General features: G+C 65.2%; 23 protein-coding genes, 1 tRNA gene and 1 riboswitch. Of the genes, 13 read left to right on the top strand and 11 right to left on the bottom strand.

Going from position 1 to position 25,524, the window contains the following annotated elements:
- Positions 1-77: 77 nt before the first annotated feature.
- The 3 genes from DM806_RS19220 to DM806_RS19210 all read left to right on the top strand — a co-directional run bounded on the left by DM806_RS19220 (position 78) and on the right by DM806_RS19210 (position 2,391).
- A complete protein-coding gene (locus DM806_RS19220; RefSeq protein WP_179044768.1) occupies positions 78-866 on the top strand; it encodes a DUF4198 domain-containing protein in 789 nt (262 codons plus the stop codon).
- A 29-nt stretch (positions 867-895) separates the two neighbouring features.
- On the top strand, positions 896-1,384 hold the full coding sequence (locus tag DM806_RS19215; RefSeq protein ID WP_179044767.1) for a hypothetical protein: 489 nt from the start codon (positions 896-898) through the stop codon (positions 1,382-1,384).
- Between the two features lie 242 nt (positions 1,385-1,626).
- Positions 1,627-2,391 (top strand): sulfotransferase family protein, encoded by a 765-nt coding sequence (locus tag DM806_RS19210; protein WP_179044766.1) that lies wholly within the window; start codon positions 1,627-1,629, stop codon positions 2,389-2,391.
- 58 nt (positions 2,392-2,449) lie between these two features.
- Here the strand turns inward: DM806_RS19210 and DM806_RS19205 are convergent, their stop codons facing one another.
- From DM806_RS19205 to DM806_RS19195, 3 genes are all read right to left on the bottom strand, one after another.
- On the bottom strand, positions 2,450-3,229 hold the full coding sequence (locus DM806_RS19205; protein WP_218647575.1) for a hypothetical protein: 780 nt from the start codon (positions 3,227-3,229) through the stop codon (positions 2,450-2,452).
- 263 nt (positions 3,230-3,492) lie between these two features.
- Positions 3,493-4,101, bottom strand: coding sequence for a phage tail protein (locus tag DM806_RS19200; protein ID WP_179044765.1), 609 nt, complete (start codon positions 4,099-4,101; stop codon positions 3,493-3,495).
- A 281-nt stretch (positions 4,102-4,382) separates the two neighbouring features.
- A complete protein-coding gene (locus DM806_RS19195; protein WP_179044764.1) occupies positions 4,383-5,216 on the bottom strand; it encodes a sulfotransferase family protein in 834 nt (277 codons plus the stop codon).
- Between the two features lie 328 nt (positions 5,217-5,544).
- On the opposite strand from DM806_RS19195, the gene DM806_RS19190 reads away from it, so the two are divergent.
- The 8 genes from DM806_RS19190 to virB11 all read left to right on the top strand — a co-directional run bounded on the left by DM806_RS19190 (position 5,545) and on the right by virB11 (position 13,269).
- The gene (locus DM806_RS19190; protein WP_179044763.1) at positions 5,545-5,865 is read left to right on the top strand and encodes a TrbC/VirB2 family protein; all 321 of its coding nucleotides are present in this window, start codon (positions 5,545-5,547) and stop codon (positions 5,863-5,865) included.
- A 69-nt stretch (positions 5,866-5,934) separates the two neighbouring features.
- Complete coding sequence (locus DM806_RS19185) at positions 5,935-6,168, top strand: type IV secretion system protein VirB3 (RefSeq protein WP_218647580.1); 234 nt, start codon at positions 5,935-5,937, stop codon at positions 6,166-6,168.
- Positions 6,147-8,519, top strand: coding sequence for a VirB4 family type IV secretion/conjugal transfer ATPase (locus DM806_RS19180; RefSeq protein WP_179044762.1), 2,373 nt, complete (start codon positions 6,147-6,149; stop codon positions 8,517-8,519). Before DM806_RS19185 ends, DM806_RS19180 begins: the two co-directional genes overlap by 22 nt.
- Positions 8,519-9,712, top strand: a complete 1,194-nt coding sequence (locus DM806_RS19175) for a type IV secretion system protein (RefSeq protein WP_179044761.1) — start codon at positions 8,519-8,521, stop codon at positions 9,710-9,712. Before DM806_RS19180 ends, DM806_RS19175 begins: the two co-directional genes overlap by 1 nt.
- Positions 9,709-10,512: a virB8 family protein gene (locus DM806_RS19170; RefSeq protein ID WP_179044760.1), complete on the top strand. Its 804-nt coding sequence runs from the start codon at positions 9,709-9,711 to the stop codon at positions 10,510-10,512. The genes DM806_RS19175 and DM806_RS19170 overlap by 4 nt, the downstream gene beginning before the upstream one ends.
- The gene (locus DM806_RS19165; RefSeq protein ID WP_179044759.1) at positions 10,509-11,201 is read left to right on the top strand and encodes a TrbG/VirB9 family P-type conjugative transfer protein; all 693 of its coding nucleotides are present in this window, start codon (positions 10,509-10,511) and stop codon (positions 11,199-11,201) included. Before DM806_RS19170 ends, DM806_RS19165 begins: the two co-directional genes overlap by 4 nt.
- The gene (locus DM806_RS19160) at positions 11,198-12,277 is read left to right on the top strand and encodes a TrbI/VirB10 family protein (protein ID WP_179044758.1); all 1,080 of its coding nucleotides are present in this window, start codon (positions 11,198-11,200) and stop codon (positions 12,275-12,277) included. The genes DM806_RS19165 and DM806_RS19160 overlap by 4 nt, the downstream gene beginning before the upstream one ends.
- Positions 12,274-13,269 (top strand): P-type DNA transfer ATPase VirB11, encoded by a 996-nt coding sequence (virB11, locus tag DM806_RS19155; protein ID WP_179044757.1) that lies wholly within the window; start codon positions 12,274-12,276, stop codon positions 13,267-13,269. The genes DM806_RS19160 and virB11 overlap by 4 nt, the downstream gene beginning before the upstream one ends.
- A 43-nt stretch (positions 13,270-13,312) precedes the next feature.
- On the opposite strand, the gene DM806_RS19150 is transcribed toward virB11, so the two are convergent.
- A tRNA-Leu gene (locus tag DM806_RS19150) sits at positions 13,313-13,399 on the bottom strand.
- 150 nt (positions 13,400-13,549) lie between these two features.
- Here DM806_RS19150 and DM806_RS19145 point away from each other — a divergent pair.
- Positions 13,550-14,038 carry a hypothetical protein gene (locus tag DM806_RS19145; protein ID WP_179044756.1) on the top strand — a complete coding sequence of 163 codons (489 nt, stop codon included), beginning with the start codon at positions 13,550-13,552 and terminating at the stop codon, positions 14,036-14,038.
- Between the two features lie 20 nt (positions 14,039-14,058).
- Here the strand turns inward: DM806_RS19145 and gltB are convergent, their stop codons facing one another.
- The 6 genes from gltB to DM806_RS19115 form a co-directional block, all read right to left on the bottom strand.
- Complete coding sequence (gltB, locus tag DM806_RS19140) at positions 14,059-18,594, bottom strand: glutamate synthase large subunit (RefSeq protein WP_179044755.1); 4,536 nt, start codon at positions 18,592-18,594, stop codon at positions 14,059-14,061.
- A gap of 85 nt (positions 18,595-18,679) precedes the next feature.
- Entirely contained in the window at positions 18,680-19,405 is a 726-nt protein-coding gene (locus DM806_RS19135) for a DUF2059 domain-containing protein (RefSeq protein ID WP_179044754.1), read from the bottom strand.
- Positions 19,405-20,850: an NAD(P)-dependent oxidoreductase gene (locus tag DM806_RS19130; RefSeq protein ID WP_179044753.1), complete on the bottom strand. Its 1,446-nt coding sequence runs from the start codon at positions 20,848-20,850 to the stop codon at positions 19,405-19,407. Before DM806_RS19130 ends, DM806_RS19135 begins: the two co-directional genes overlap by 1 nt.
- A 166-nt stretch (positions 20,851-21,016) precedes the next feature.
- Entirely contained in the window at positions 21,017-21,826 is an 810-nt protein-coding gene (locus tag DM806_RS19125) for an undecaprenyl-diphosphate phosphatase (RefSeq protein WP_179044752.1), read from the bottom strand.
- A 173-nt stretch (positions 21,827-21,999) separates the two neighbouring features.
- The gene (locus DM806_RS19120; RefSeq protein WP_179044751.1) at positions 22,000-22,926 is read right to left on the bottom strand and encodes a complex I NDUFA9 subunit family protein; all 927 of its coding nucleotides are present in this window, start codon (positions 22,924-22,926) and stop codon (positions 22,000-22,002) included.
- Positions 22,927-23,025: 99 nt separating this feature from the next.
- Positions 23,026-23,604, bottom strand: coding sequence for a TMEM165/GDT1 family protein (locus DM806_RS19115; protein WP_179044750.1), 579 nt, complete (start codon positions 23,602-23,604; stop codon positions 23,026-23,028).
- 97 nt (positions 23,605-23,701) lie between these two features.
- Positions 23,702-23,869: riboswitch (yybP-ykoY riboswitch) on the bottom strand.
- A 33-nt stretch (positions 23,870-23,902) separates the two neighbouring features.
- Between DM806_RS19115 and DM806_RS19110 the strand changes: the two genes are divergently transcribed.
- A complete protein-coding gene (locus DM806_RS19110; RefSeq protein WP_179044749.1) occupies positions 23,903-24,316 on the top strand; it encodes a DUF1801 domain-containing protein in 414 nt (137 codons plus the stop codon).
- Between the two features lie 50 nt (positions 24,317-24,366).
- Here DM806_RS19110 and DM806_RS27625 read toward each other — a convergent pair whose 3' ends face one another.
- On the bottom strand, positions 24,367-25,506 hold the full coding sequence (locus tag DM806_RS27625) for a calcium-binding protein (RefSeq protein ID WP_179044748.1): 1,140 nt from the start codon (positions 25,504-25,506) through the stop codon (positions 24,367-24,369).
- Between the last annotated feature and the right edge of the window lie 18 nt (positions 25,507-25,524).

Here is a 25,524-nt window from a genome sequence, read left to right as displayed (position 1 = left end):
CCTCGCACCTAACAGGTATAAATGATATTGCAAGTGAGTCTCATTAGTTATAGCTGCCGACGCAGAAAGGGGACTTTATGAAAATATTGCGATTCCGTTCCGCGGTCCTGCTGCTGACCCTCATCGGCGCTTCGGCTGCGCAGGCGCACATGCCCTATGTGCTGCCGACCCTGTTCGATCTGGGCAAGGGCGACCATGTCACCGTTGAGGCGGCCTTTGCCGAGGACGCTTTCCTGCCCGAAGTCGCGATGCGCGACGCGCCCTTCCATCTGGTCGGGCCGGACGGGGCGCAACTACCGACCGGTCCCGTCACCCATCTGCGCGACCTCAGCGTCTTCGAGGCGGCGATTCCCGCCGACGGCACCTATCGCGTCACCAGCGGCCAGCGCGCCGGGCGCAAGGGCAAGATGTTCAGGCAAGACAGCGAATGGAAGATGCGCGGCGAAGGCGGCGAGCCGCCTGCCGATGCCGAGCAGGTCGAGGTGCAGAGCATGACGCTGGCCGACGCCTATGTGACGCGCGGCAAGCCGACCGATGCGGCGCTGAAACCGCTGGGCAAGGCGCTGGAGATCCAGGCCATCACCCATCCCAACGGGATCGTCGCCGGATCGGACGCCAGCTTCGCCCTGCTGTTCGACGGCAGGCCGCTCCCGCAAGCCGACATCACCCTGTTCCGCAGCGCCGGCGTTTATGACGGGCGCAAGGTGGTGGCGCAGGTCAGGAGCGGCGCCGATGGCCGCTTCAACCTGAAGCCCGAGGACGCCGGCACCTATCTGATCCTGGTGCGCCATCGCGGCGCGGCGCCGGCCGGGTCCGAGACGCCCTATCGCAGCTATACCTACACCCTGACCTTCGACGCGGCCTGATCGCCGCATTGCCTTTCTTCGGAGACATTATGAAAATCCATCTTCCCCTCGCCGTCGCCCTGCTCGGGATAGCCGGCACCGCTGTCGCCGCGCCGCATGAAGGGTCGGCCTTCATCCACGACTATGACGCCGATCATGACGGCCAGGTCACGCGCGCCGAATTCGACGCCGGCCGCGTCGCCCGCTTCAAGGCGACCGATGCCAATGGCGACGGCTGGCTGTCGGAAGAGGAATATGTCGGCGAATATCATGCCCGGCTGGAACAGCAGCTTGCCGCGTCCGATCGGAGCGAGGACAAGAAGACCGAGGAACGCCAGCGTCAGATGCGCCAGGCCCATGTCCGTTTCGGTGTCCTCGACAAGGACAAGGACGGCAAGATGACCCAGGCCGAATATGACGCGTCGGGCGCGCGCGCCTTTGCCGAGCAGGATAATGACAAGGATGGCATCGTCACCGCCGCCGACGCCGCAGCAACGGCCGCGCGCCAGCTGGCCGCGCGGGAAAAGGCCGACCGATAAGAGAAAGCCGGCGGGCGGCGCCCTGTGCCGCCCGCCCATTGGCGATCAGTCGGGTTGCATGTCGCGCTACACCAGATGCTTGACGATATGATGGGGACGAGATGGCGCGAGAAGCTGGCACAAGCGAAACCGGTCCGACGCCGCACGGGAATCGCGACATTTGGCTTGCCCTTTATTTTGACAGTATCTTGCCCGTCGCCCAGGATGAGCAGCATATCTTATGAAGGGCCGCCTGGGGGAGCATGTTGGCGAAAAGGATCGACTATTTCATCGTGGGCGTCCAGAAAGCGGGGACGACCAGCCTGTTTGAATTGCTCCGCAGCCACCCCGCCCTGGCTGCGCCCAGCCGCAAGGAACTGCATTTTTTCGACGATGAACGTCGCGACTGGACAGCGCCCGATTATGGCGATCTGGAGCTTCACTTCGAAAATAGCGGCGACGGCCATCGGTTCGACGTCACGCCGATCTATTGCTTCTGGCCCCAGTCGATGGAACGGTTGCAGCGCTACAATCCCGACGCCCGGCTGATCCTGCTGTTTCGCGATCCGTTCGAACGGGCCTGGTCGCATTGGTGCATGCAATATGCGCGCGGCAGGGAAAAGCTGCCCTTCGCCGCCGCCATCAGGGCGGAGCGGGACCGGCTGCGGAACCTGCCGATAGGGGACGCTGGCCATCGCCATTTCAGCTATGTCGCGCGAGGGGCCTATGGGAGCCAGTTGCGCCGGGTGCAGTCCCTGTTTCCCGACGATCAGTTGCTGCTGCTGACCGCGGAGGATCTGGCCCGCGATCAGGACGGGGTATTGGCGCGGATCAGCGATTTCCTCGACATCGCCCCGTTTCCACGCACGCCGCCGGTCCGGGCGCATCAGCGTCCGGCCATCGCTTATCCGTCCGAACCACGTGCGGAGGATCGGGCGTTCGTCCATGCTCTTCTGGGCGAAGAGATGCGCGACCTCTCCCGACTGACGGGCGCGCGAATCCACTATCCCGCCTGTGGTCAGCCATGAAAAAGCCGCCCGTGCCAAAGGGCAGGGCGGCTTTCGTCATCAGGCCTGTGCGGAAAGATCAGCCCAGGGGAACCGTGGTCGTCGGCGTACTGCCACTGGTCAGCACGTTGTCGCCATAGGAAGTGACCTTTCCACTGGTCAATATCTCCAGCGACTTCGGACCGATGAACTTATTGCCTGAAATCAGAGCGTCATTCCCGGCACCAGCGACGCTGAGGCCTGCCGTGCTGTTCGCCACCAGCAACGTGTCGAACATCTTGAGGTGCATGTCATTGGTAGCAAGGGCGGGAATGCGCACGCCGTAAAGATTATTGTTGATGACGCTGTCGGCGATCGTCACCCGAACCTTGGTGGATGCGTTGATATTGACGCCCGTACCCGAGCCGCCGCCGATGAAGTTGCGGATGACGGACTTGTTGATCACGACTTCGCCCGCGGCCAGGATGCGGACGCCGTCGATCCCGGGCGATATGGGCGAACCGCCATCGATATCCAGCCCTTCCAGCACGATGCGGTCGGTGGGGGCTGCATTGATGATGATGCCGTTGGTTCCCGCTGCCAGAATTCCGGCTTCGGCACCATCCGACCGGATCGTGATCGACTTGGTGATGGTGACGGCGCCAAAGCCGCCCGGATCGAGCACGTTGATCGCGCCGCCCGCAGCCGTCTTGGAAATGGCGCCGGCAAAGGTCTTGCAGGGCGCCGTGCGGCTGCAGGGATTGACGTCGTCACCGACACCGGAAACCCAGGTGCGTGTCGCCTGCGCATGAGCGACCGATAGGGGAGCGGCCAGGAAAATCCCCAGCCCCAGAAACAATTTTCCGATCATATTGTGCATATTCCCTCCTGTTGCGGTCGCCGCGCGCAATATTGCGGCGGAATCGTCCACATTGGTGACATGTCGGGCATGTCGTCCGACCAGACCGATTTGCCCCCGGTCTGGCCCGGCACGCACGCCTGTCATTCACCCCTTTTCATTCATTGATGTCATTCACGGGCTTCTCGCCGCCAGGTCGTGCGGCGTCGGGACAGGCGGCCGCACGACATGTCCGGTGAAGCGCTGCGTGGCCCCGTACCCTCACAACGCCCCCTGCCGCCCGATCAGGGACGCGAAGGATAGATGCCGTAGATGGCGATGCACCAGCGCATGGCGAGATAGGGATCGCGCACGCTGAACGGCTGGCCACCACCGGTCACGCCGACCATTTGCGAGTTCATGGTGACATTGGGCGTAGCCGTGTCGGAATATTTGTTGAGGTTCGCGTCGGAACCGAGAAACTTGCCGCCAGGACCGCCCTTGTTGGCGGGCAGGTTGGTCGCCGCGACCGAATGGTTGTGAGCCGGCATGTTGTTTACAGTGATCGTGACATCTTCGGTGCCGCCGATCTGACCCAGATCATAATTGGGCAGACCCGGCGCCTGTCCGACATGGATCGGAGCGCGGCCGCGCAGGTCCGGCAAGGCAAAGGTCGTCATGCCATTGCCGCCATAGGTCGTGCCAAGCAGCGAGAACAGGGCGGTATTCTGCGCAATGGACAGGATCTGGCCGCTGGCGTCAGCCCATCCGTTGGGACAGAAATTATAGGAGAAGAGGGCGAGTTGGCCGATATAGGGTTCGGACTGCGCAGCGGCAGGCTGTACCCCGGCGAAGGAAAACAATGCCGCCACGCCCATCGTCGCCGCCAGCACCCTGTTCTTTACATGTCTCATTTCAGCCCTCCATCCATCGAATGATTGTCCAGGCACAGACATGAAACGCGCGCGGTCATGGTCGCTGTTTCGCGCCCTTTGCGCATATTTCAGACCGCGACATCATGCTCCATGCACCGGTAGCAAATGCGTCGGCGAATCATGAATTGCCCTGAACTGCCCTATATATATTTTCGCAATTTCATGCGCTTATTATTTGTGCATTCTCGATTGATAATTGATTGCGAAACGGACTTTTTCTTGTCTATACTGATCAGTATTTTAACGATGTTCCCGATCCGTCAATCCACCGCATAGCCGAGCGTGGCGACGAAGTGCAGGTCGTCCGGCGCGAACATGTCCGGCGGAATGTGTCGGTGCCGGCCGATCGCGGGTGCACCCTGCTCGACGATATCCGAAAACCAGGCTGGAATGTCGTCGCCGACGGGCGCGCCGATGAAGTCCGCGATCTGGCGCGCGACCGAAGCCGGCGCGTCGCACAGCCTTTCGAATTCAACCATGCAGATGCGTCCGGGATGATCGTCAGCGATGCGCATGATCCGCCGCGCCACGGCACAGCCATAGCTGAGCGAATCCTCCGGCCCTTCCGCGACCGCGCGATCCAGCAGGATCGCCCCCCAGAGTTTCAGCTGATTCTGGTTGCTGCTGAGCGCCATGTCGAGTGGATTGCGAAGGACGTGAATATAGCGCAGGTCCGGCCGCAGCGCGAACATCCGGTCGATCACCAGATGCGTGTTGGGTTCCTTCCAGCCCCAGGCCGATGCGCGGACCGGTGGCGCATCCTTCCACGTCGCCGCGCGCTGCCGGTACCAGTCCCAGCTATGCGCCATCCGGTCGGGCGCCGCCAGTCGGGCGATGCGCTCCAGGCTATCGCCCCGCACATCCGGCGCGCCCGTCATACGCATCCAGAACTGGTCGCAGAGCCAGGCAAAGTCACGGTCGGACTCCAGCAGGACGCTGCGCCGTTTGAAAAGCAAAGTGAACCAGAGATTGTCGAGCGCCGGATTCAGGTCCGATCCGATATAGTGCCCCATCTGTCGCAGCAGCGCGGCGACGACGCGGGTGCCGCTTCCGCCGATGCCGCCGATGGCGACAGGCCCGCCAGTCACCGTCATGCGTACCGCATCGGGCAAGACGACAGAAATCCGGCCGGGGAAAGTCCAACGCCCCGCCCGTCCAGATCCTGTCGCCGACCAGCCATATTTGGCAAAGCTTTTCCCCAGTGCTCCCCAGCACGGCCTCTATCTATCACAGACCCTGAATAAGGAAACCGCAAAGCAATTGACAGCAGGAGACTTTCGGCGACATGCCCGGATCGGTGTTGGTAAGGCCGGATTGTATCGAACCGGACATGATCGAAAGCATAAGCGACTGGCTTTGCCCTAGCTTTCGGGCCGGAGCACGCTATCATTACGCCCGGTCCGAAGGGGGGATATGGTCATAATGAAATATAGGCATCGCTTGGCAGGCGGGGCAGGCGCGATTCTCGCGCTGATCCGGTCGACCGCCGCCATGGCGCAGGATTATGGCGATCCGGCGGGTTCGGGACCGATATTGAATGCCGTCCGCTGGATCGAGGGGACGTTGCTGGGCACGATCGCGACCGTCGTCGCGGTGATCGCGGTCGCATCGGTCGGCTTCCTGATGCTGACCGGCCGCATCAACTGGCGCTATGGCGCGACGGTAATCCTGGGCTGCTTCATCCTGTTCGGCGCGGCCAGCATCGTGGCCGGCATCCAGTCGACCGCCGGCCTTGGCCAGTAAGTGACGGGGGCCAGCAAGGTGGAAGGCGTCAGCCGCGATCCGCTGTTCACCGCATTGACGCGCCCGCAAATGTTCGCAGGCGTGACCTACAGCTATTTCGTGGCGAATGCGATTATCGCGACCGAACTGTTCCTGATCTTTCGGTCGGTCTGGGCGATCGCCGCCGCGCTGCTGGTCCATGCCGCCGGCGTGCTGCTGTGCCTGCGCGAACCGCGTTTCTTCGACCTCTGGCTGGTGCGGGTCAGTCGTTGTCCGCGCGTGCGGAACTATGCGATCTGGAAATGCAACTCCTACCGGCCCTGACGCGCGACCGCCGGGTCATCGATCGCGAAGCGCCGGCCGGCCGCCACCTGCCCTATGGCCGGCATGTCGATCGCGCCACGATCGAGACGCGAAGCGGCCATCTGATGCAGGTGATCCGGCTGCGCGGCCTGCTGTTCGAGACGGCCGATACGGACGAGATCAACTATCGCAAGCATCTGCGCGACGCGATGTTGCAGGCGATCGGATCATCTCGCTTCGCCCTCTATCATCATATCATCCGCCGCACCGTGGAGGCCGGGCTGGAGGGCGACTATCGCGACGCCTTTTCGGCGCGGGTGGACGCGGCGTGGCGGGACCGGCTGGCGTCGCGCCGCCTCTATGTGAACGACCTCTATCTGACATTGGTGCGGCGTCCGCTGCGCGGCAAGGTCGGCTGGCTGGACCGCGCGCGCGACGCGCTGGGCCGTGCGGACCGGGACGGCGCGGCGCTGATGGCGCGCGACCTGCGCGAGCTGGATACGGCGCGCGACGCGCTGATGGCGGCGCTGGGCAGCTACGAACCGCAACTGCTCCATATCTACGACACGGATAATGGTCCCTGTTCGGAGCCGCTCGAATTCCTGTCGATGCTCTATAACCGGGAAGAGCGGCCGGTGCGCCTGCCTTTCCAGGATATTGCCGACTATCTGCCCTATCGCCGGGTCAGCTTTGGACAGGAGACGATCGAACTGGGCGCGGCGGGGCATCTGGCCCGGTCCTTCACCGGCATCGTGTCGATCAAGGATTATCCGGCGCAGACCAGTCCGGGCATGTTCGACGAACTGCTACGCCTGCCCTTCGAACTCACCATGTCGCAGTCCTTCGGCTTCGTCGAACGGCAGGCGGCGCTGGGGCGGATGAACCTGGCGCTGCGGCGGATGCGGTCGGCCGAAGATGAGGCGGTGAGCCTGCGTGGCGACCTTGGTCAGGCCAAGGACGAGGTCGCGGCCGGACGATCGGCCTTTGGCGAGCATCACATGACCGTCGCGGTGCATGGCGACACGCCTGCCGCCGTCGACGCGGGCGTCGCGGAAGTGCAGGCCGCGCTTGCTGAACTGGGCGTCATCAGCGTGCGCGAGGAAATGGCGCTGGAGCCAGCCTTCTGGGCGCAATTCCCCGGCAATTTCAAGTTCATCGCCCGCCCGGCTTTGGTATCGACCGGCAATTTCGCGGGTCTTGCGAGCGCGCATAACTTCCCGGTCGGACAATCACACGGCAATCATTGGGGCGACGCCGTCACCCTGCTGGAGACGACCGCCGCCGGTCCCTATTTCTTCAACTTCCATCAGGGCGACCTGGGCAATTTCACGATCATCGGTCCGTCGGGATCGGGCAAGACGGTCGTGCTCAACTTCCTGCTGGCGCAGGCGCGCAAGTTCGCGCCGCGGATCATCTTCTTCGACAAGGATCGCGGCGCGGAGCTGTTTATCCGCGCGATCGGGGGCAGCTATGACGTGCTGCGGCCGGGAACGGGCGCGGGCCTCAATCCGCTGCTGCTGCCCGACACGCCGGCCAACCGGCAATTCCTGATCGACTGGCTGGCGCAGCTGGCGGGCGGCGTGGACGTGGAGGAGGCCGAGCGCATCCGCGATGCCGTCGACGCCAATTTCCAGCAGCCGCCCCAGCATCGCCGGCTGCGCTATCTGGTCGAGCTGTTCCGTGGCAGCAGCCGGCCAACGCCCGGCGACCTGCGGTCGCGTATCGCGCCCTGGTGCGGCGATGGCGAGCGGGCCTGGCTGTTCGACAATGAGGAGGACCGCACCGACATCGACGCCGAGGCGGTCGGGTTCGACATGACCCAGATCCTCGACGACGCCGCGCTGCGCACGCCCGCGATGATGTATCTGTTCCATCGGGTCGAGGAACGGCTGGACGGCACCGCCGCGATCATCGTCGTCGACGAAGGGTGGAAGGCATTGGACGACGATGTGTTCGTCCGCCGGATCAAGGATTGGGAAAAGACGATCCGCAAGCGCAACGGCATCGTCGGCTTCGCCACGCAAAGCGCGCAGGACGCGCTGGAAAGCCGCATCGCCAGCGCCATCATCGAACAGGCCGCGACCCAGATCTTCATGGCCAATCCACGCGCGCGCGCAGAGGATTATATGGAGGGCTTCGGCCTGTCCGCCCATGAGTTCGAGCTGATCCGCACCCTGCCCGACAGCGCCCATTGCTTCCTGATCCGCCATGGCGCCGAAAGCGTGGTCGTGCGGCTGAACCTGACCGGCGAGCGGGAGTTGCTGACGATCCTGTCCGGTCGCGAGCGCACGGTGCGGCTGCTCGACGAAATCCGGGCCGAGCGGGGCGACGATCCGGCGACTTGGCTCGATCTGTTGCTGGAGCGGGCCTGATGGCGTGCCCCTATTATCCGCTCGATAGCGGCTATCTCCAGAACTTCCTGGCCTTCACCGATTGCCAGGCGCGGACATTGGGGGCGCAGGGCTATGCCGCGCTCGCCGCGCCGGGATCGATCGCATCGGTCAGCCTGACCGCGATGCTGACCATCTTCGTCGCGCTGATCGGCTATCGCATGCTGCTGGGCGAGGTGCCGGGGGTGCGGGCGGGCGTATTGGCGCTGGTCAAGATCGGCGCCGTGCTGGCGCTGGCGACGGGCTGGCAGGGCTATCGCACGCTGGCCTATGACATGATCTTCTACGCCCCAGCGCAGATCGCCGCGACCATCGGCCCGGCATCGGGCGTGCCGGGCAGCGAAGGCGGGCTGGTCGCGCGGCTGGACGGGCTGAACAATGGGCTGGAAGCGCTGGCGATCGAGGGTGTAGGGCCGCGCCCCGACCCCCTGGTGTCGCGCGTGCCGCCGCCGCTGTTCGGCGGGTTCGACACGTTTGCGGTCGGTGCGGCGCGGGTCGTCTTCCTGGTGCAGGTGACGGCTGCCTTTGCCGGGTTGCAACTGCTGGCCGGGTTGCTGCTGGCGCTTGGCCCCTTTTTCATCGCCTTCCTGCTGTTCGATGCGACGCGCGGCTGGTTCGTCGGCTGGCTGCGCGTGCTGATGGGCGTGCTGATGGGCATGGTCGGCGCGATGCTGGTCTTCGGCGTGCAACTGGCGCTGTTCGAGCCATGGCTGACCGACCTTCTGGCGCAGCGTGCCGCCGAGCAGCCCATCCCCGGCGCGGCGGCGCAATTGCTGGCGGGGGCGATCGTCTTCGCGCTGGTGCTGGCGACGATCCTGATCGGGACGGGCCGGGTCGCCTGGAGCCTGCGCCTGCCCGAAGGCATGGCGACGCGGCTGCAGGAGCGGTTCAGCGCACGCGAGAGCAGCGAGCGCGCCTTCACCAGCGTCGCGCGCGGCAGCGCAGGCGCGTCCGAGGAGCATTCGCGCGCGGCCGCCATCGTCGATGCGATCGCCGCCACGCAGCGGCGTGAGACCGGGCCGGCCCTGTCCGGTGCAGCCGCCGCATCCGGCCGCATGACGCCCGGTGTCGGCGGCGCATCGCCGGACGGCATCGCCCCGCGCACCGCTATCGCCCCCCGCCGGGTCGGAACCCGCATGTCCGCCACCGCGCGCCGCAGAGACAAAGCATCATGACAGCCGCCACCAAGGAACCGCTCGACACCTATTTCGAGCAAGCGCGCAGCTGGTCCGAGGATCGGACCGACGCCCTGCGATCGTCCCGCCGCACCGCCTGGATCGTGGCGATTGTCGCCGTCGCCGTCGCGCTGCTGGAGGCGCTGGCGCTGGTGCTGCTGGTGCCGCTGAAACAGGTCGAACCCTATACGCTGATGGTCGACCGGCAGACCGGCTATGTCCAGGCGCTCAAACCCCTGGAACCGCAGCTTGTGTCCAGCAAGGCTGCGCTGACCCAGTCCTTCCTGGTGCAATATGTGATCGGGCGGGAAAGCTTCGACATCAATGGGTTGCAAGCCAATTATCGCAAGGTCGCGCTCTGGTCGACGGGGCAGGCGCGGGCGGCCTATCTGGCGCAGATGCCCGCGTCCAACCCGCGCAGTCCGCTCGCCCTCTATCCGCGCGGCAGCATCGTCAGCGTGCGGGTGAAGAGCGTATCGACCATCGGTCCCAACAGCGCACTGGTCCGCTTCGACACGGTGCGGCAGGATGCGGGACGGCCGGCGGCGGCGGCGCAGCCCTGGGTAACGGTCGTGCGCTATGGCTATTCCAACGCGCCCATGTCGGTCGAGGATCGCTATGTGAACCCGCTCGGCTTCCAGGTGCAAAGCTACGCGGTCAGTGCGGAGGCGTTGGCGCCCGAACCCGCGCCGGCACCGGCTACCGCGCCGTCGGCGTCCCAATCCCCTGCGGGCGTCCAGTCGCCGGGCCGTGTCATCATCCCGGCTCCCCGCCCGCAAGCCGCGCCGGTGGAGTTATGAAAGTTATCCACAGCCTGGCGATGATAGGGGCGATGATCGCAGCCATGCCCGCGATCGCGCAGGATGGCGCGGTCGACCCGCGCGTGCGCACGATCGACTATCGGGCCGATCAGGTGTTTCGCATCGAATGCGCCGCCGGCTACCAATTGACGATCGAATTTGCGGCGGACGAAAGGATCACCAGCGTCGCCGTGGGCGACAGCGGCGTGTGGCAGGTGGCGGCAAACCGCGCCGGCAACCAGCTGGTCGTAAAGGCCGCGCAGGGCGGCGTCACCACCAACATGACGGTTGCGACCACCGAGCGTAGCTATCATTTCGATCTGGTGCCCAGCTATGCGCAAACTCTCTACCGACTGCGCTTCAACTACCCGCCGCCCCCGCCGCCGATGAGCGCGGTGCCGGTCGGCCTGACCCATGCCTATCGGCTGACCGGCGACCGGACGCTCTGGCCATCCCATATCGGCGACGATGGCGAGCGGACCTTCATCCAATGGGCCACGGACGTCAGCCTGCCGGCGGTCTATGCGGTGGACGGGCAGGGACGGGAAATGCTGATCAACGGCATGATGCGCGACGACCGGCTGGTGATCGACGCGGTGTCCCAGCAGCTCGTCTTCCGCGTCGACAAGCATGTCGCGCGGGCGAAGCGTCTGGCCGAGGCGCCCGTGCCGGCGGAGGCGCAGCCATGACCGCATCCACGCCCCCGGAATCGCCGGAGGAGTCGGTCCTGCCGGTGGTGCAGCGCCCGCGCGGCGGCCTGCCTCCGATCGCATTGGTGCTGATCGCACTGCTCGCCGCGGTCGGCCTGTTCACCGTCCTCAATGCGCGCCGTCAGGCGCTGAGCGCGCCCAGCGTCGCGCCCGGTTCGACCGATCAGGTACAGGCAGGCAGTCCCCTCCCTTCGCTGTTCATCCCGCCCGAACCGGCCCCGCCGCCGGCCGTCGCCTATGTCGCGCCGCCCGCACAGCCATTCCCGGTGGCGCCGCCGGCGCGCGGGCCGGTGCCCGGCAGCTTCATCCCCTACACCGCGCCACCACCGCCCCAATATGAAGCGCCGCCCGCAGCGCCGCCGCGCCGCGCCGAGGGCAATCCGCTCGTCATCGACAACAGCGCTGCCGGGCAGAAGCCGGGCGATGCGGTGCCGGACGTGGCGCCATCCCCTGGTTCGACACCGACGCCGACCAACAGCGATCGCGCGCGGGCGGGCATGTTCGCCGATCGCGCCACGACCGTGGTGCAGGGGACGCTGATTCAGGCGGTGCTGGAATCGGGCTTCGATTCCTCGCGACCGGGCTTTGCCCGCGCCATCGTGTCGCGCAATGTCTACGGCTTTGACGGCACGCGCATCCTGATCCCGCGCGGCAGCCGGCTGGTCGGCGAATATCGCGCCGATACCGCGCAGGGGCAGAAGCGCGCGCTGGTCAACTGGACGCGCCTGATCCGGCCGGACGGCGCGACCATCAGCATCGCCTCGCCATCGGCCGACCGGGTCGGCCGAACCGGCATGAAGGCGGATGTCGACAGCCATTTCCTCGATCGCTTTTCCGGGGCGATCCTGCAATCCGCGCTCGATGTCGGCGTCGGGCTGGCGACGTCCCGGCGCGGCACCCAGATCATCGTCCCGATCCAGGGGTCGGTGAACGGCGTCAACCAAGCGATCCAGACGCCACAGATCCCGCCGACGCTGAAGGTGAAGCCGGGCGCATCGATCAGTGTCTTCGTCGCCCGCGACCTCGACTTCACGGATGTCGAAGGCGCGCGATGAAGCCGATCGATCCGGCGGGCGGCGGAGTCTATCTCGCCAGCTATCTCGCGCCACTTCAGGATATTCTCGCGCGGCCGGATGTGACCGATATCTATGTGAACCGGCCGGGCGAAGTCTGGGCGGAAACCATAGTCGGCCAGATCGAGCGCCACGCCCTGCCGGCGATCGACGAAAGTCTGCTGGCGCGTCTGGCGACGCAGATCGCGGCGTTCAGCAATCAGGGGATCAGCCGCGCCCATCCGCTGTTGTCGGCGACGCTGCCGGGCGGCGCGCGCGTCCAGATCATCGCACCGCCGGCAACGCGGGGGCCGCTCGCCATGGCGATCCGCAAGCATCTCTCGCCCGATCTGGAACTGGCCGACTATGTCGCCAGCGGCGCGTTCGACGGCGTGCGGACCGATGTCGATCCGAATCATCATGCAGGGCATGAGGCGCTGAACGCGCTGCTGGATCGGGGCGATGTCGGCGGCGCGCTGGCGGCGGCGGTGCGGGCGCGCAAGACGATTCTGGTGTCGGGCGGCACCTCCACCGGCAAGACTACCTTCCTTAACGCGCTGATGCGCGAGATTCCGGCCGAAGAGCGGCTGATCCTGATCGAGGATGCGCCCGAACTGCTGCTGCGCCACGACAATGCCGTGGGGCTGCTGGCGTCGCGCAGCGAATTGGGGGAAGCGCAGGTCAGTGCCGACGATCTGGTCGCGGCGTCGCTGCGCATGCGGCCCGACCGGATCATCCTGGGCGAACTGCGCGGGCCGGAAGCCTATGCCTTCCTGCGTGCGGTCAATACCGGCCATCCCGGATCGATGACGACGGTCCATGCCGACAGCCCCGCGCGGGCGATCGAGCAGATCGTTCTGCTGGTGCTCCAGGGCGGGTCGCGCCTCAGCCGGGAGGATGTGCGCCACTATGTGCAGAGCTGCATCGGCGTCTATGTCCAACTCGGCCGCGTGGGCGGCAAGCGACAGGTGACGGACGTGGTGATCGCGCGCTGAGCGCAGTGTGCCCGAAGGCGATGATCATTCCGGTAAAGGATGATGGTGCGGTCAAGAAGACTCGAACTTCCACGGCCTTTCGGCCACAACGACCTCAACGTTGCGCGTCTACCAATTCCGCCATGACCGCACATCAAACAGGAAACCGGCGGCGCCGGTGCCTTGGTAGGAGGCGGCCCTTAGCAAAGGCTTTTGGGTCATGCAACAAGTGATCTGCATCTGCGTTATGATTGTCGCAAAAGGAGTTGTTTCTTTTCTGGCATAGGAGCGTGGACGAGCGATGCGCCTGTGGATGCTGTCAGCAACGACGATGACCGCAGCGGCGGCCATGGGGCTGGCGTTGGGCGGCTATGTCACCAGTCCCCAGCGATCGCCGCTGGAACGGCCGGACGATCCCTATGGCGCGACGCAGGCGAGCGAGGCAGCGCCCGCGCCGGCCGATCCCGGTCCGACCGAGATTCACTGCACCGGATGCGGGCCGACGCTCGCCGACCGCCACTATGCCGCGCAGATGGCGGGCCTCGATGGTGACGGCATGATTTCGGGCAGCGACGATCCGGTGGTGCGGGATTATCTGTCCGAATCGCCCGATGTGCCGTCGGTTACGGAAGTGCCGCCGCCATCCCCCCCGGTCAGCGTCGTCCGATTCGCCGACAGCGCGCCGGTGGCCGCCCGCACGGTTCCGGTGGCGGTGGTGCCGACACAATCAGGGGCCGGGCAGGCCGACGCGGAGCAAGCGCCCCCCATCGTCCCGACCAGCCCCCAATAAAGGTTAGCGACGTCGGCGGCTTATTCGGCCGCGACGACCTCCGCCTGCGCGTCGCTCAGCGGATGGGCGAGGCGATTGATCATTTCCTTCGGGCACACCTGCCAGAAATAGCGGCGCCAGCGGTCCCAGTCGTCCAGGATGGTGTTCGACCATTTGCTGTCGGTCGCCACCGCATGCTGGGCTATCAGCGCCTTCAGCTCGGCCTCCCAATGGGCGCTTTCCAGCCGCTGCCAGACGATGCTTTCCGGGTTGGCGCGCGTCGGGAAGCTGCCATCCTCGTCGAGGATGAAGGCCATGCCGCCGGTCATGCCCGCACCGAAATTGGCGCCGGTCTGGCCCAGGATCACCGCCGTGCCGCCGGTCATATATTCGCAGCCATTCGCGCCGCAGCCTTCGACCACGACCTGCGCGCCCGAATTGCGGACGGCGAAGCGTTCGCCCGCCTGACCCGCCGCGAACAGCTTACCGCTGGTCGCGCCGTAGAGGACGGTGTTGCCAAGGATGGTGTTGTCCTTCGACGACAGCGGCGAGGACACGGTCGTGCGCACCGAGATGATGCCGCCCGACAGCCCCTTGCCGACATAGTCGTTGGCGTCGCCGAACACTTCCAGCTTGATGCCCTTGCACAGAAACGCGCCCAGCGACTGGCCCGCGCTGCCGCGCAGGCGGACGGTCAGATGGCCGTCAGCCAGCGTCGACATGCCGAACTTCTCGGTCACGGCGGCGGACAGGCGCGTCCCCACGGCGCGATGCGTGTTGCGCACCGTATAGGTGAGCTGCATCTTTTCGCCCCGCTCGAACACGGCGCGCGCATCCTTCATCATCTGCGCGTCCAGGCTTTCGGGAACCGGGTTGCGGCCCTCCAGGCTGAAACGACGCTGATCGTCAGGCGCGTCGACCTTCGCCAAGATCGGGTTGAGGTCGAGATCGTCGAGATGCTCGGCACCACGATTGACCTGCTTGAGCAGTTCGGTCCGCCCGATCACCTCGTCCAAGCTGCGATAGCCCAGACGCGCGAGGATTTCGCGCACTTCCTCGGCGATGAAGGTCATCAGGTTGATGACCTTCTCCGGCGTGCCGGTGAACTTCGCCCGCAGCTTTTCATCCTGCACGCAGACGCCGACCGGGCAGGTGTTGCTGTGGCACTGGCGCACCATGATGCAGCCCATGGCGACCAGCGACAGCGTACCGATGCCGAACTCTTCCGCGCCCAGGATCGCCGCGATCACGATGTCGCGGCCGGTCTTGAGCCCGCCATCGGTGCGCAGCTTCACCCGGTGACGCAGACCGTTGAGGGTCAGCACCTGATTGGCTTCCGACAGGCCCATTTCCCACGGCGTGCCGGCATATTTGATCGAGGTCTGGGGCGATGCGCCGGTGCCGCCGACATGGCCGGCGATCAGGATGACGTCGGCATGGGCCTTCGCCACGCCGGCCGCGACCGTGCCAATGCCGGCCTGGCTGACCAGCTTCACGCACACCTTGGCGCGCGGGTTGATCATCTTGCAGTCGTAAATGAGCTGCGCCAGATCCTCGATCGAGTAAATGTCATGGTGCGGCGGCGGCGAGATCAGCGTCACGCCGGGCGTCGAGTGACGCAGGCGGGCGATGAATTCCGTCACCTTGAAGCCGGGCAGCTGGCCGCCCTCGCCGGGCTTGGCACCCTGCGCGACCTTGATCTCGATTTCCTCGGCCGAACCCAGATATTCGGCATGGACGCCGAAGCGGCCCGACGCGATCTGCTTGATCACCGAATTGGCGTTGTCGCCATTCTCATAGGGCTTGAAGCGCGCGGCATCCTCGCCACCCTCGCCCGACACCGCCTTGGCGCCGATGCGGTTCATGGCGATCGCCAGCGTCTCATGCGCTTCGGGGCTGAGCGCGCCCAGCGACATGCCCGGCGTCACGAAGCGCTTGCGGATTTCCGTGGTAGCCTCGACCTCGTCGATCGGCACCGCCTCACGCGCGAAGTTGAACTCCAGCAGGTCGCGCAGATAGACCGACGGCAGGTCGCGCACGCCGCGCGAGAATTGCAGATAGGTCGAATAGCTGTCGGTCGCGACCGAAGTCTGGAGCAGGTGCATCAGCTGCGCCGAATAGGCATGCGCCTCGCCGCCGTTGCGCTGGCGATAGAAGCCGCCGATCGGCAGGCGCACCACCGCGCTGTCATGCGCGGCGTCATGGCGCATCATCGCGCTGTAATGGAGCGAGGCATAGCCTTCGCCCGAAATCTTCGCCGGCATGCCGGGGAAGAGATCGTTGACCAGCGCGCGCGACAGGCCGACCGCTTCGAAATTATAGCCGCCGCGATAGGAGCTGACGACCGCGATGCCCATTTTGGACATGATCTTCAGCAGGCCTTCGTTGATCGCGACGCGATAGCGCTCGACGCACTGGTCGAAGCTCAAATCGCCGAACAGGCCACGGGCGTGGCGGTCGGCGATGCTGGCTTCGGCCAGATAGGCGTTCACCGTGGTGGCGCCAACGCCGATCAGCACCGCATAATAATGGGTGTCGAGCGCTTCGGCGGACCGCACGTTGATCGATGCGTAGCTGCGCAGCCCCTTGCGGACCAGGTGGGTGTGGACGGCGGCGGCCGCCAGCACGCCCTGAATGGCGACGCGCTCGGCGCTGACGCCTTCATCGGTCAGGAAGATTTCGGTGCGGCCTTCGCGGACCGCCTGCTCGGCTTCCTCGCGGATGCGGGCGATGGCGGCGCGCAACTGCTCCTGCCCGCCGGTCGCGGGGAAGGTGCAGTCGATCTCGGCCACGGCCGGGCCGAAATAGGCCTTGAGCCGCGCCCATTCGGCGCTCGTCACCACCGGCGATTCCAGCACCAGCACATGGCTGTTCTGCGCGCCTTCCTCCAATATGTTGTGGAGGTTGGAGAAGCGCGTCTTCAGGCTCATCACATGCCGTTCGCGCAAGGGATCGATCGGCGGGTTTGTGACCTGGCTGAAATTCTGACGGAAGAAATGGCTGATGGTGCGCGGCTTGTCGGAAATGACGGCGAGCGGCGTGTCGTCGCCCATCGATCCGATGGCTTCCTTCGCATCCTCGACCATGGGGCTGAGGATCAGCTCCATATCCTCCAGCGTCAGGTTGGCGGCCACCTGACGGCGGGTCAGTTCCGCCTTGTCCCATGCCGGCAGCGCGCTCGGCGCGTCGGCCAGGTCATCGACGGTCAGGAAGTCCTTGATCAGGTCGCCATAGGGGCGCTCACCGGCGATCTGGTCCTTGATCGCGCGGTCGTCGTAGATTTCGCCTTCCTGCAAGTCGACGGCGATCATCTGGCCCGGACCCATGCGGCCCTTCTTGACGATGGTGGTTTCGGGCACGACGACCATGCCGGTTTCCGACCCCACGATCAGCAGATTGTCGCCGGTCAGCGTATAGCGCAGCGGACGCAGCGCGTTGCGGTCGACGCCCGCCACGACCCAGCGGCCGTCGGTCATAGCCAGCGCGGCAGGGCCGTCCCACGGCTCCATCACGGAGGCGAGATATTCATACATGTCGGCATGCGCCTTGGGCAGTTCGGCGCTGTCGTCCTGCCATGCCTCCGGCACCAGCATCAGCTTGGCGGTCGGCGCATCGCGGCCCGAACGGCAGATCGCCTCGAACACGGCGTCGAGCGCGGCGGTGTCCGATGCGCCCGCCGGGATCACCGGCTTGATGTCCTCCGACTGTTCGCCAAAGGCCAGCGAGGCCATCTTGATCTCGTGGCTCTTCATCCAGTTCTTGTTGCCGCGGATCGTGTTGATCTCGCCATTATGGGCGAGCGTGCGGAACGGCTGGGCCAGCCACCATTGCGGGAAGGTGTTGGTCGAATAGCGCTGGTGGAAGATCGCGACGCGGCTCTCGAACCGTTCGTCCTGAAGGTCCGGGTAGAAGACCGACAGCGATTCGGCGAGGAACAGCCCCTTGTAGATGATCGAACGGCACGACAGCGAGCAGATGTAGAAGTCGTTGATCTGCGCGGCGATCGCCTTCTTTTCGATGCGGCGGCGGATCAGGTAGAGATCCTTCTCGAACTCGGCCATGTCGCGTTCTTCCGGCATCGGACCGGCGATCATGATCTGCTCGATTTCGGGACGGGTCGCCTGCGCCTTCTGGCCGATGACCGACACGTCGACCGGCACCTGGCGCCAGCCATAGATGGTATAGCCCGCTTCGATGATCTCGCTTTCGACGATGGTGCGGCAGGCTTCCTGCGCGCCAAGGTCCGTGCGCGGCAGGAAGACCATGCCAACGGCGAGGCGGTTGGGCAGCGGCTTGTGCCCGCTGTCGGCGATGCAGTCATCGAAGAAGCGGACCGGCAGGTCGACATGGATGCCCGCGCCGTCGCCGGTCTTGCCATCGGCGTCGACGGCGCCACGGTGCCACACGGCCTTGAGCGCATCGATCGCGCTGGCGACCACGCGGCGGCTGGGGCGACCATCGGTCGCGGCGACCAGGCCCACGCCGCAGGCGTCGCCTTCCAGATCGGGATGATACATGCCCTGCGCAGCGATACGCGCGCGCTCTTCCGGGCTGGCCATGAAATTGGTGTCGGTCATGATGACTACCCTTGCCTGTGGCCGCCCGTTTGTTCGGGTACGGCCTCTGTCATTCCATTGGTTCCGGCATTGCCGGCGTCGATCTTCAGTCTGCCTTGCCCGCGTCCGCCCCGATCAATGCGGTCAGACGGTCCCGTTCGGCCTTGGTCAGGTCTTTATAGCCGCGCGGCTTCGGCAGCTTGGCGAGTTCGGCTTCGGACGATTTCATGATCTCCGGCATGGCTCGCAGCATGTCGGGCATGATCTTCTGCATCCGACCGAGATAATGCGGATCGGTGGCCAGCTGCATGAAGCCCGCGCCGAACTTGGCACCGATGGGCGTCTTCAGGAAGGCCGCGATCTGGTCCAGCTCTGCCGCATTGTAACGATAGGCGAACGCCTCCGCCATGCCTTGGCGCATGTCCGGTTCGTACCGTCCCATGAAGCGACCCATCGCCGGCATCATCGTGTTGACGATCACATCCATCCGCTTGCGGAAACTGGGATCGATGATCGCCATCATCTCCTCCATGGTGCCTTCGCCAAGGCTGTCCGCCTTGTCCGGGTCCATGCCCCCGACCTTCAGGAACTCGCGGATCGGCATCTTGGTCATGCCGTCCATCATCGGGGCCATCATCTTCTGCATCATCGGCCCCATCATCCGTTCCATCGTGCCATCGGGCAGGATGACGGAAGCGATCGGCTGCGCCTTGGCCAGCAGCGCCGGATCGACGGGCTGGACATCGGCCGCCGGCACGGATGCCGGCTGAACCTGCGCAGCCACTGGAGCCGACAGCAGAAACAGCGGCAAGGAGAGGAAAGCGCGGCGCATCACGCCGACACCTTCTCGCCCGCCCTGGCCTTGGCCTTCAGATAGCGGTGCATATGCTCGGTCACGTCACGGCCGTCGCGGATCGCCCAGACGACCAGCGATGCGCCGCGCACGATGTCGCCGGCCGCGAAGACGCCGTCGACGCTGGTCATCATCGTCTTGTGATCGACGCGCAGCGTGCCCCAGCGGGTGACGGACAGGTCTTCCGCGCCGAACAGGCGGGGCAGTTCTTCCGGGTCATAGCCCAGCGCCTTGATGACCAGATCGGCGTCGAGCGTGTGCTCGCTGCCCGGATCGGCTTCCGGCGCGCGGCGGCCCGAGGCGTCGGGCTGGCCGAGGCGCATCTTCGTGACCTTGACGCCGGTGACATGCTCGGTGCCTTCGAACGCGATCGGCGCGGTCAGCCAGACGAACTCGACGCCTTCCTCCTCGGCGTTGGCGACTTCGCGCTGCGATCCGGGCATATTCTCCCGGTCGCGGCGATAGAGGCACTTTACCGAAGCGGCGCCCTGGCGGATGGCGGTGCGGACGCAGTCCATCGCGGTGTCGCCGCCGCCGATCACGACGACATTCTTGCCGGTCGCGAGCAGCGTGCCATCCTCATGTTCCGGCACGGCGTCGCCGAAGCCCGCCTTGTTCGAGGCGGTCAGATAGTCGAGCGCCTTGACCACGCCCGGCGCACCGACGCCCGGCGCCTTGATGTCGCGCGGCTTGTAGACGCCGGTGGCGATCAGGACCGCATCATGCTTTTCGCGCAGCTGCTCCATCGTCGCGTCGCGGCCGACCTCGAAGCTTTCATGGAAGACGATGCCGCCGTCCTTGAGGCGCTGGACGCGGCGCATGACCACATCCTTCTCCAGCTTGAAGCCGGGAATGCCATAGGTCAGCAGGCCGCCGGCGCGGTCGTGCCGGTCATAGACATGCACCTCATAGCCTGCGACGCGCAGATATTCGGCGGTGGTGAGGCCCGCAGGCCCCGCGCCGATGACACCGACCGACTGGCCGGTGGGCTTGCCGGGGACGAGCGGTTCGACCCAGCCTTCCTTCCAGGCGGTGTCGGTGATGTATTTTTCGACGCTGCCGATGGTGACGGAGCCATGGCCCGAAAATTCGATGACGCAATTGCCTTCGCACAGGCGGTCCTGCGGGCAGATACGACCGCAGATTTCCGGCATGGTGCTGGTGAGATTGGACAGCTCATAGGCTTCACGCAGACGCCCTTCGGCGGTCAGGCGGAGCCAGTCCGGAATATGATTGTGGAGCGGACAGTGAGTCGAGCAATAGGGCACACCGCACTGCGAACAGCGCGACGCCTGCTCTTCCGCCTTGTCCAATATGAAGGACTTGCTGATTTCCAGGAAATCCTCGGCACGATCACCGGCCGCGCGCTTTTCCGGGTAGACCTGCGCCTTGCCCACAAATTTCAGCATCGGATTATCGGCCATACCTACGTCCCTGACTATGTTGCTGAAGCCGCGCATAGCAGGAAAACCCACGGAGTCACGTGGATTCTGGCATTTAGGTCAATGATACTGACTATTTATATGGTCTTTTTACTCCGTGTTGCGAACAGGTCGCAAATATAGCGAACGTATCAGAACCGATCCGGACCTATCTCATCGCCAACCAGACCAGCGCGGCGGCACCGGCAATGATTCGGTACCAGGCGAAGGGGGCGAAGCCATGCTTCGACACGAGTCCCACGAACCATTTGATGACCAGCAGCGCCACGAAGAAGGACACGACAAAGCCCAGCGCGATGCTGTCCCAGCCCACCGCGGCGCTGGTGATCTGGTCGCCCTTCTTGAGCAGCTCCAGTGTCGTCGCCCCCAACATGGTGGGGATGGCGAGGAAGAAGCTGAACTCGGCGGCGGTGCGACGTTCCACGCCCAGCGTCAACGCGCCCATGATGGTGGCGCCAGAACGGCTGACGCCGGGGATCATGGCAATGCACTGGATCAGACCGATGCCAAGCACGCGCATGGCCGGAATATCGGCGATGCCGTGGAAGCGCTGCTCCTTGACCGCGCGCTCGATCAGCAGGATCGCGACGCCGCCGATCATCAGCGCCCAGGCGACCACCTGCGGCGCGCCCAGCAGCACCTCGATATAGTCGTGGAGCGCCAGGCCGATGATGGCCGAGGGGATGAAGGCGAGCACGAGGTTGCGCAGGAAACGCCAGCTGACCGGCTCGCGCCGCAACAGGCCCATCGCCACCGCCCAGAAGGTGCGCCAGTAAAGCACCACCACCGCCAGGATCGCGCCAAGCTGGATCACGACGTTGAACATCGCCCAGGTCGATGCGTCATAGCCGAGCAGTTCGCTGGCCAGAATCAGGTGGCCGGTGGACGACACAGGTAGAAATTCGGTCAACCCCTCCACGATGCCGAGCAGGATGACCGTCAGATAATGCATGTCCATGGGGGTGGGATATCCTCAGCGGGGCTGGACGCGCCAAACCCTCCCCCCGTCAGGGGAGGGGCGAAAGGCGCCGGGAGATTCGAGCCGCACCATGCCGCAGTGCAGCGAAAAGGCAAGGACGCCCGGCCACGGCCGGTCGCGGTCGATGATCGGCCCGTCGAGCGCCGGGTCGATCAGGCCTTGGCCCGACCGGCGAAGCGGCCGTGGCGGCGATAGCGGACCATCCATTTGTCGGCGACCGATCCCAGCGGCGTGGGCGCAACACCCAGTGCAACCAGCCCTTCGGACCCCGGCGCGGCGACATTGTCGCGGCCGAGCATGGCGAGCTGGTCGCGGGTGATCGGACCGCCGGGCAGCATGGCGAGCAACGAGGCGATCCCGCCCGGCACCTCGATGATCGGGCGGTCGCGACCGATCGTCCTGGCGATCCAGCAGTTGATATCCTTCATGCTCATCACCTGCGGGCCAGCGACCTCGAAGGTCTTGCCGCCGTACACACCGGGCTGCTCGGCCGCGTTGGCGATCGCCTGTGCGACGTCGGCGACATAGACGGGCTGGAACTTCGTGTCGGCGCCGATCACCGGGATCACCGGCGCGGAGCTGATGATCTGGGCGAAGCGGTTGAGGAACTGGTCCTCCTGCCCGAAAATGATGGACGGGCGGATGATGGTCGCGGTCGGGAAGGCGGCCTTCACCGCCTCCTCGCCCGCCGCCTTCGACCGGCCATAGGCCGACGGGCTGGCGGCATCCGCGCCGATCGCCGAAATATGGACCAGCGCATCGACACCGGCAGCAGCAGCAGCCTTCGCGACATTGGCCGCGCCTTCATGATGGAAGGCGTCGAAGTCGCCGCTCAGCACGCCGACCAGGTTGATGACGATGTCGCTGCCGGTAATGGCGCGCGCAACCGTTGCGGGCTTGCGGATGTCGGCGGCGACGAACTGGGTCTGACCCAGATTGCCGAGCGACTTCACCTTGACCGCATTGGCCAGATCGCGCTGCGCGATCCGGACACGCGCGCCGCGCGCCATCAGCGCCTGCGCGACCTGACGACCCAGAAAGCCGCCGCCGCCGAAGATCGTAACCAGACTGTCCTTCATCACGCGCGTCCTATATTTTGATCAGGGGAATGACTGCCAATCCCCTTGCAACAGCCGCCGCACGCTGACAACCGGCAGGCGTGCGGCGCTGGCCCTTTTTTACCCGATCCAGCCCTGCAAGTCAGCGAGCATCCACAGGCCCAATGCCAGGAACAGCAGCGCCGCGCCGACCTGCAAGGCGCGCATCGGCACCTTCTTGGCCAGCACATCGCCGAACAGCACGGCCGGGACATTGGCGACCATCATGCCCAGCGTGGTGCCGGCCGTGACCGCCAGCAGATTGTCGAAGCGCGCGCCCAGCGCCACGGTCGCAACCTGCGTCTTGTCGCCCATCTCGACCAGGAAGAAGGCGACCAGCGTGGTGACGAACACGCCGGCCTTGGACGGCGCCTTGAGCGGTGCATTCTCGTCGATCTTGTCGGGGATCAGCGTCCATGCCGCCATGGCGATGAAGGAGGCGGCGACGGCATAGCGGAACCAGGGCTGCGTCAGCACGCCCGCGATCGAATGGCCGACCAGCGCGGCGAGGAAATGATTGGCGAGCGTCGCAAAGAGGATGCCCATGATGATCGGCACCGGCTTGCGGAAGCGGGTGGCGAGCAGCATGGCGAGCAACTGCGTCTTGTCGCCCATTTCGGCGAGCGCGACGAGCGCGGAGGAGGTAAGGAGAGCTTCCATCATCTATTCCGGGGCCGGGCGAAGGTTACAGACACAATGCCACCGTCGCCTCCCCGCCCGGCCGGACAGAAAAGCGCCGATGCCATTGGTCTCGCCCGATGCGGCTGTTCGTTGTCGCATCGCTGTAGGCGTAAAACCGGTGCCCACTTTTACGCGCGATGCTTAACGACCGCATCCCATACGCCATGACCTCTCGGCCAAATATGTTGACGCATGGCCCGCTCCGGCAATCGGAACGGCTGGCTACTCCCCAGATGACGCGCTAGCCTCTAGGCGAGGCAGGCAGGAAAGGCAAGCCATGGCGCAGGGGATCAAGACGACGGAAACCGACGCGGCGGTCGAGGATTTTCTGGCGCGGGTCGAACCGGCCGAGCGGCAGGCGGACGGCCGGACGGTCACGGCGCTGATGGCGCGTCTGTCGGGCGAAGCGCCGGTCCTGTGGGGACCGAGCATCATCGGCTTTGGCCGCTACCATTATCGTTACGACAGCGAGCGCGAGGGCGACATGTGCCGGATCGGCTTTTCCCCGCGCAAGGCGGAACTGGTCTTCTACCTCGCCGGGCTGGAGGACGCGGATTTTGTACCGCTCGGCAAATATCGGCGCGGCAAGGGCTGCCTTTATGTCAAGCGGCTCGACCAGATCGACATGGCGGTGCTGGAACGGCTGATCGTCCGCAGCCTCGCCCATATGGACAGCGCCTATCCCCGATAGGATGCCGCGCCCACCGGACCGGAGAGCGCGGCGTCCCTGAAGCGTCAGTCTCAGGCGAAGATGAAGTCCGCCGCCGAGATATGGCTGGCCGTCAGCGTCGTGCCCGAACTGGCGACGTCGATGCTGAATTCCGCGCCGGCGGAGGTCACGACGTCGAGGATGACATGACCCGACGCGCCGTCATGGGCGAAGACGGTGCCCGCCGCGCCACTGGACGAGAATTTGGTCACGCCCAGCTTTTCGAGCACGATGCGGTCGGACCCGTCCTGGAAATCCATGATCTTGTCGCCGCCATCGAGCGCGCCCGCGCCCTTGAAGATGAACCAGTCGGCGCCGGCATCCCCCCACATCTTGTCAGCGCCCTGCTCGCCGAAGATCTTGTCGATCCCGCCACCGCCATGCAGTTCGTCGGCGCCGAAGCCACCATAGAGAAGGTCGTTGCCCTCGCCGCCATAGAGGATGTCGTTGCCGTCCTCGGCACTCATCGTGTCGTCCTGATTGCCGCCGTCGAGGAAATCATTCCCCGCCCCGGCCTGGAGATTGTCGCGGCCATCGCCGCCGTAGAGCTTGTCCAGCCCCCATTCGGACACGATGATGTCGTCGCCCGCGTCGCCGGTGAGATAATTGTTGCCGTCGCCGCCATCGACACGGTCATCGCCAAGGCCGCCATAGACATAGTCGTCACCCGACTGGCCCTTCAGTTTGTCATTGCCGTCCTCGCCATAGATCCGGTCATTGCCGGCGCCGCCGCCGACCGCCTGGGTCGTCAGCTTGCCGGTGGCGGGATTGATCTCGTTGACGAAGCCGTCATCGCCTGCGCCGGCATAGATGATATCGTCGCCGGCCCCGCCGTCGAGATAGTCACGGCCGCCGCCCGATCGGATGGTGTCGTTGCCAGCGTCGCCCAATATCTGGTCGTGGCCGTCATAGGTTTCGATCGTATCGGCGCCATCGCCGCCCGACACGATATTGTTGCCGCTTCCGCCATAAAGATAGTCGTTGCCGAGCCCCCCATCGAGCCGGTCATTGCCCGCCTCGCCATAAAGGGTGTCGTTGCCGGCATTCCCCTCCATATAATCGTCGCCCGAACCGCCCCAGATCTGGTCGTCGCCGTCCAGTCCCGAGATGGTGTCGTTCTGCGCAGTCCCCTTGATACTGTTCTTGAGGTTGGTTCCTACCAGCCTAGCCATGTACGACCTCTTCTTTCT

Source organism: Sphingobium lactosutens (assembly GCF_013393185.1).
GTDB lineage: Bacteria > Pseudomonadota > Alphaproteobacteria > Sphingomonadales > Sphingomonadaceae > Sphingobium > Sphingobium lactosutens_A.
This window is presented reverse-complemented; position numbering and strand designations above follow the sequence as displayed.

Bases quoted from the DNA above. Each gene is read 5' to 3' on its own strand.
- DM806_RS19220 (WP_179044768.1), top strand. From the start codon at position 78: ATGAAAATATTGCGATTCCGTTCCGCGGTCCTGCTGCTGACCCTCATC.
- DM806_RS19215 (WP_179044767.1), top strand. From the start codon at position 896: ATGAAAATCCATCTTCCCCTCGCCGTCGCCCTGCTCGGGATAGCCGGC.
- DM806_RS19210 (WP_179044766.1), top strand. From the start codon at position 1,627: ATGTTGGCGAAAAGGATCGACTATTTCATCGTGGGCGTCCAGAAAGCG.
- DM806_RS19205 (WP_218647575.1), bottom strand. From the start codon at position 3,229: ATGCACAATATGATCGGAAAATTGTTTCTGGGGCTGGGGATTTTCCTG.
- DM806_RS19200 (WP_179044765.1), bottom strand. From the start codon at position 4,101: ATGAGACATGTAAAGAACAGGGTGCTGGCGGCGACGATGGGCGTGGCG.
- DM806_RS19195 (WP_179044764.1), bottom strand. From the start codon at position 5,216: ATGACGGTGACTGGCGGGCCTGTCGCCATCGGCGGCATCGGCGGAAGC.
- DM806_RS19190 (WP_179044763.1), top strand. From the start codon at position 5,545: ATGAAATATAGGCATCGCTTGGCAGGCGGGGCAGGCGCGATTCTCGCG.
- DM806_RS19185 (WP_218647580.1), top strand. From the start codon at position 5,935: ATGTTCGCAGGCGTGACCTACAGCTATTTCGTGGCGAATGCGATTATC.
- DM806_RS19180 (WP_179044762.1), top strand. From the start codon at position 6,147: ATGCAACTCCTACCGGCCCTGACGCGCGACCGCCGGGTCATCGATCGC.
- DM806_RS19175 (WP_179044761.1), top strand. From the start codon at position 8,519: ATGGCGTGCCCCTATTATCCGCTCGATAGCGGCTATCTCCAGAACTTC.
- DM806_RS19170 (WP_179044760.1), top strand. From the start codon at position 9,709: ATGACAGCCGCCACCAAGGAACCGCTCGACACCTATTTCGAGCAAGCG.
- DM806_RS19165 (WP_179044759.1), top strand. From the start codon at position 10,509: ATGAAAGTTATCCACAGCCTGGCGATGATAGGGGCGATGATCGCAGCC.
- DM806_RS19160 (WP_179044758.1), top strand. From the start codon at position 11,198: ATGACCGCATCCACGCCCCCGGAATCGCCGGAGGAGTCGGTCCTGCCG.
- virB11 (WP_179044757.1), top strand. From the start codon at position 12,274: ATGAAGCCGATCGATCCGGCGGGCGGCGGAGTCTATCTCGCCAGCTAT.
- DM806_RS19145 (WP_179044756.1), top strand. From the start codon at position 13,550: ATGCGCCTGTGGATGCTGTCAGCAACGACGATGACCGCAGCGGCGGCC.
- gltB (WP_179044755.1), bottom strand. From the start codon at position 18,594: ATGACCGACACCAATTTCATGGCCAGCCCGGAAGAGCGCGCGCGTATC.
- DM806_RS19135 (WP_179044754.1), bottom strand. From the start codon at position 19,405: ATGCGCCGCGCTTTCCTCTCCTTGCCGCTGTTTCTGCTGTCGGCTCCA.
- DM806_RS19130 (WP_179044753.1), bottom strand. From the start codon at position 20,850: ATGGCCGATAATCCGATGCTGAAATTTGTGGGCAAGGCGCAGGTCTAC.
- DM806_RS19125 (WP_179044752.1), bottom strand. From the start codon at position 21,826: ATGGACATGCATTATCTGACGGTCATCCTGCTCGGCATCGTGGAGGGG.
- DM806_RS19120 (WP_179044751.1), bottom strand. From the start codon at position 22,926: ATGAAGGACAGTCTGGTTACGATCTTCGGCGGCGGCGGCTTTCTGGGT.
- DM806_RS19115 (WP_179044750.1), bottom strand. From the start codon at position 23,604: ATGGAAGCTCTCCTTACCTCCTCCGCGCTCGTCGCGCTCGCCGAAATG.
- DM806_RS19110 (WP_179044749.1), top strand. From the start codon at position 23,903: ATGGCGCAGGGGATCAAGACGACGGAAACCGACGCGGCGGTCGAGGAT.
- DM806_RS27625 (WP_179044748.1), bottom strand. From the start codon at position 25,506: ATGGCTAGGCTGGTAGGAACCAACCTCAAGAACAGTATCAAGGGGACT.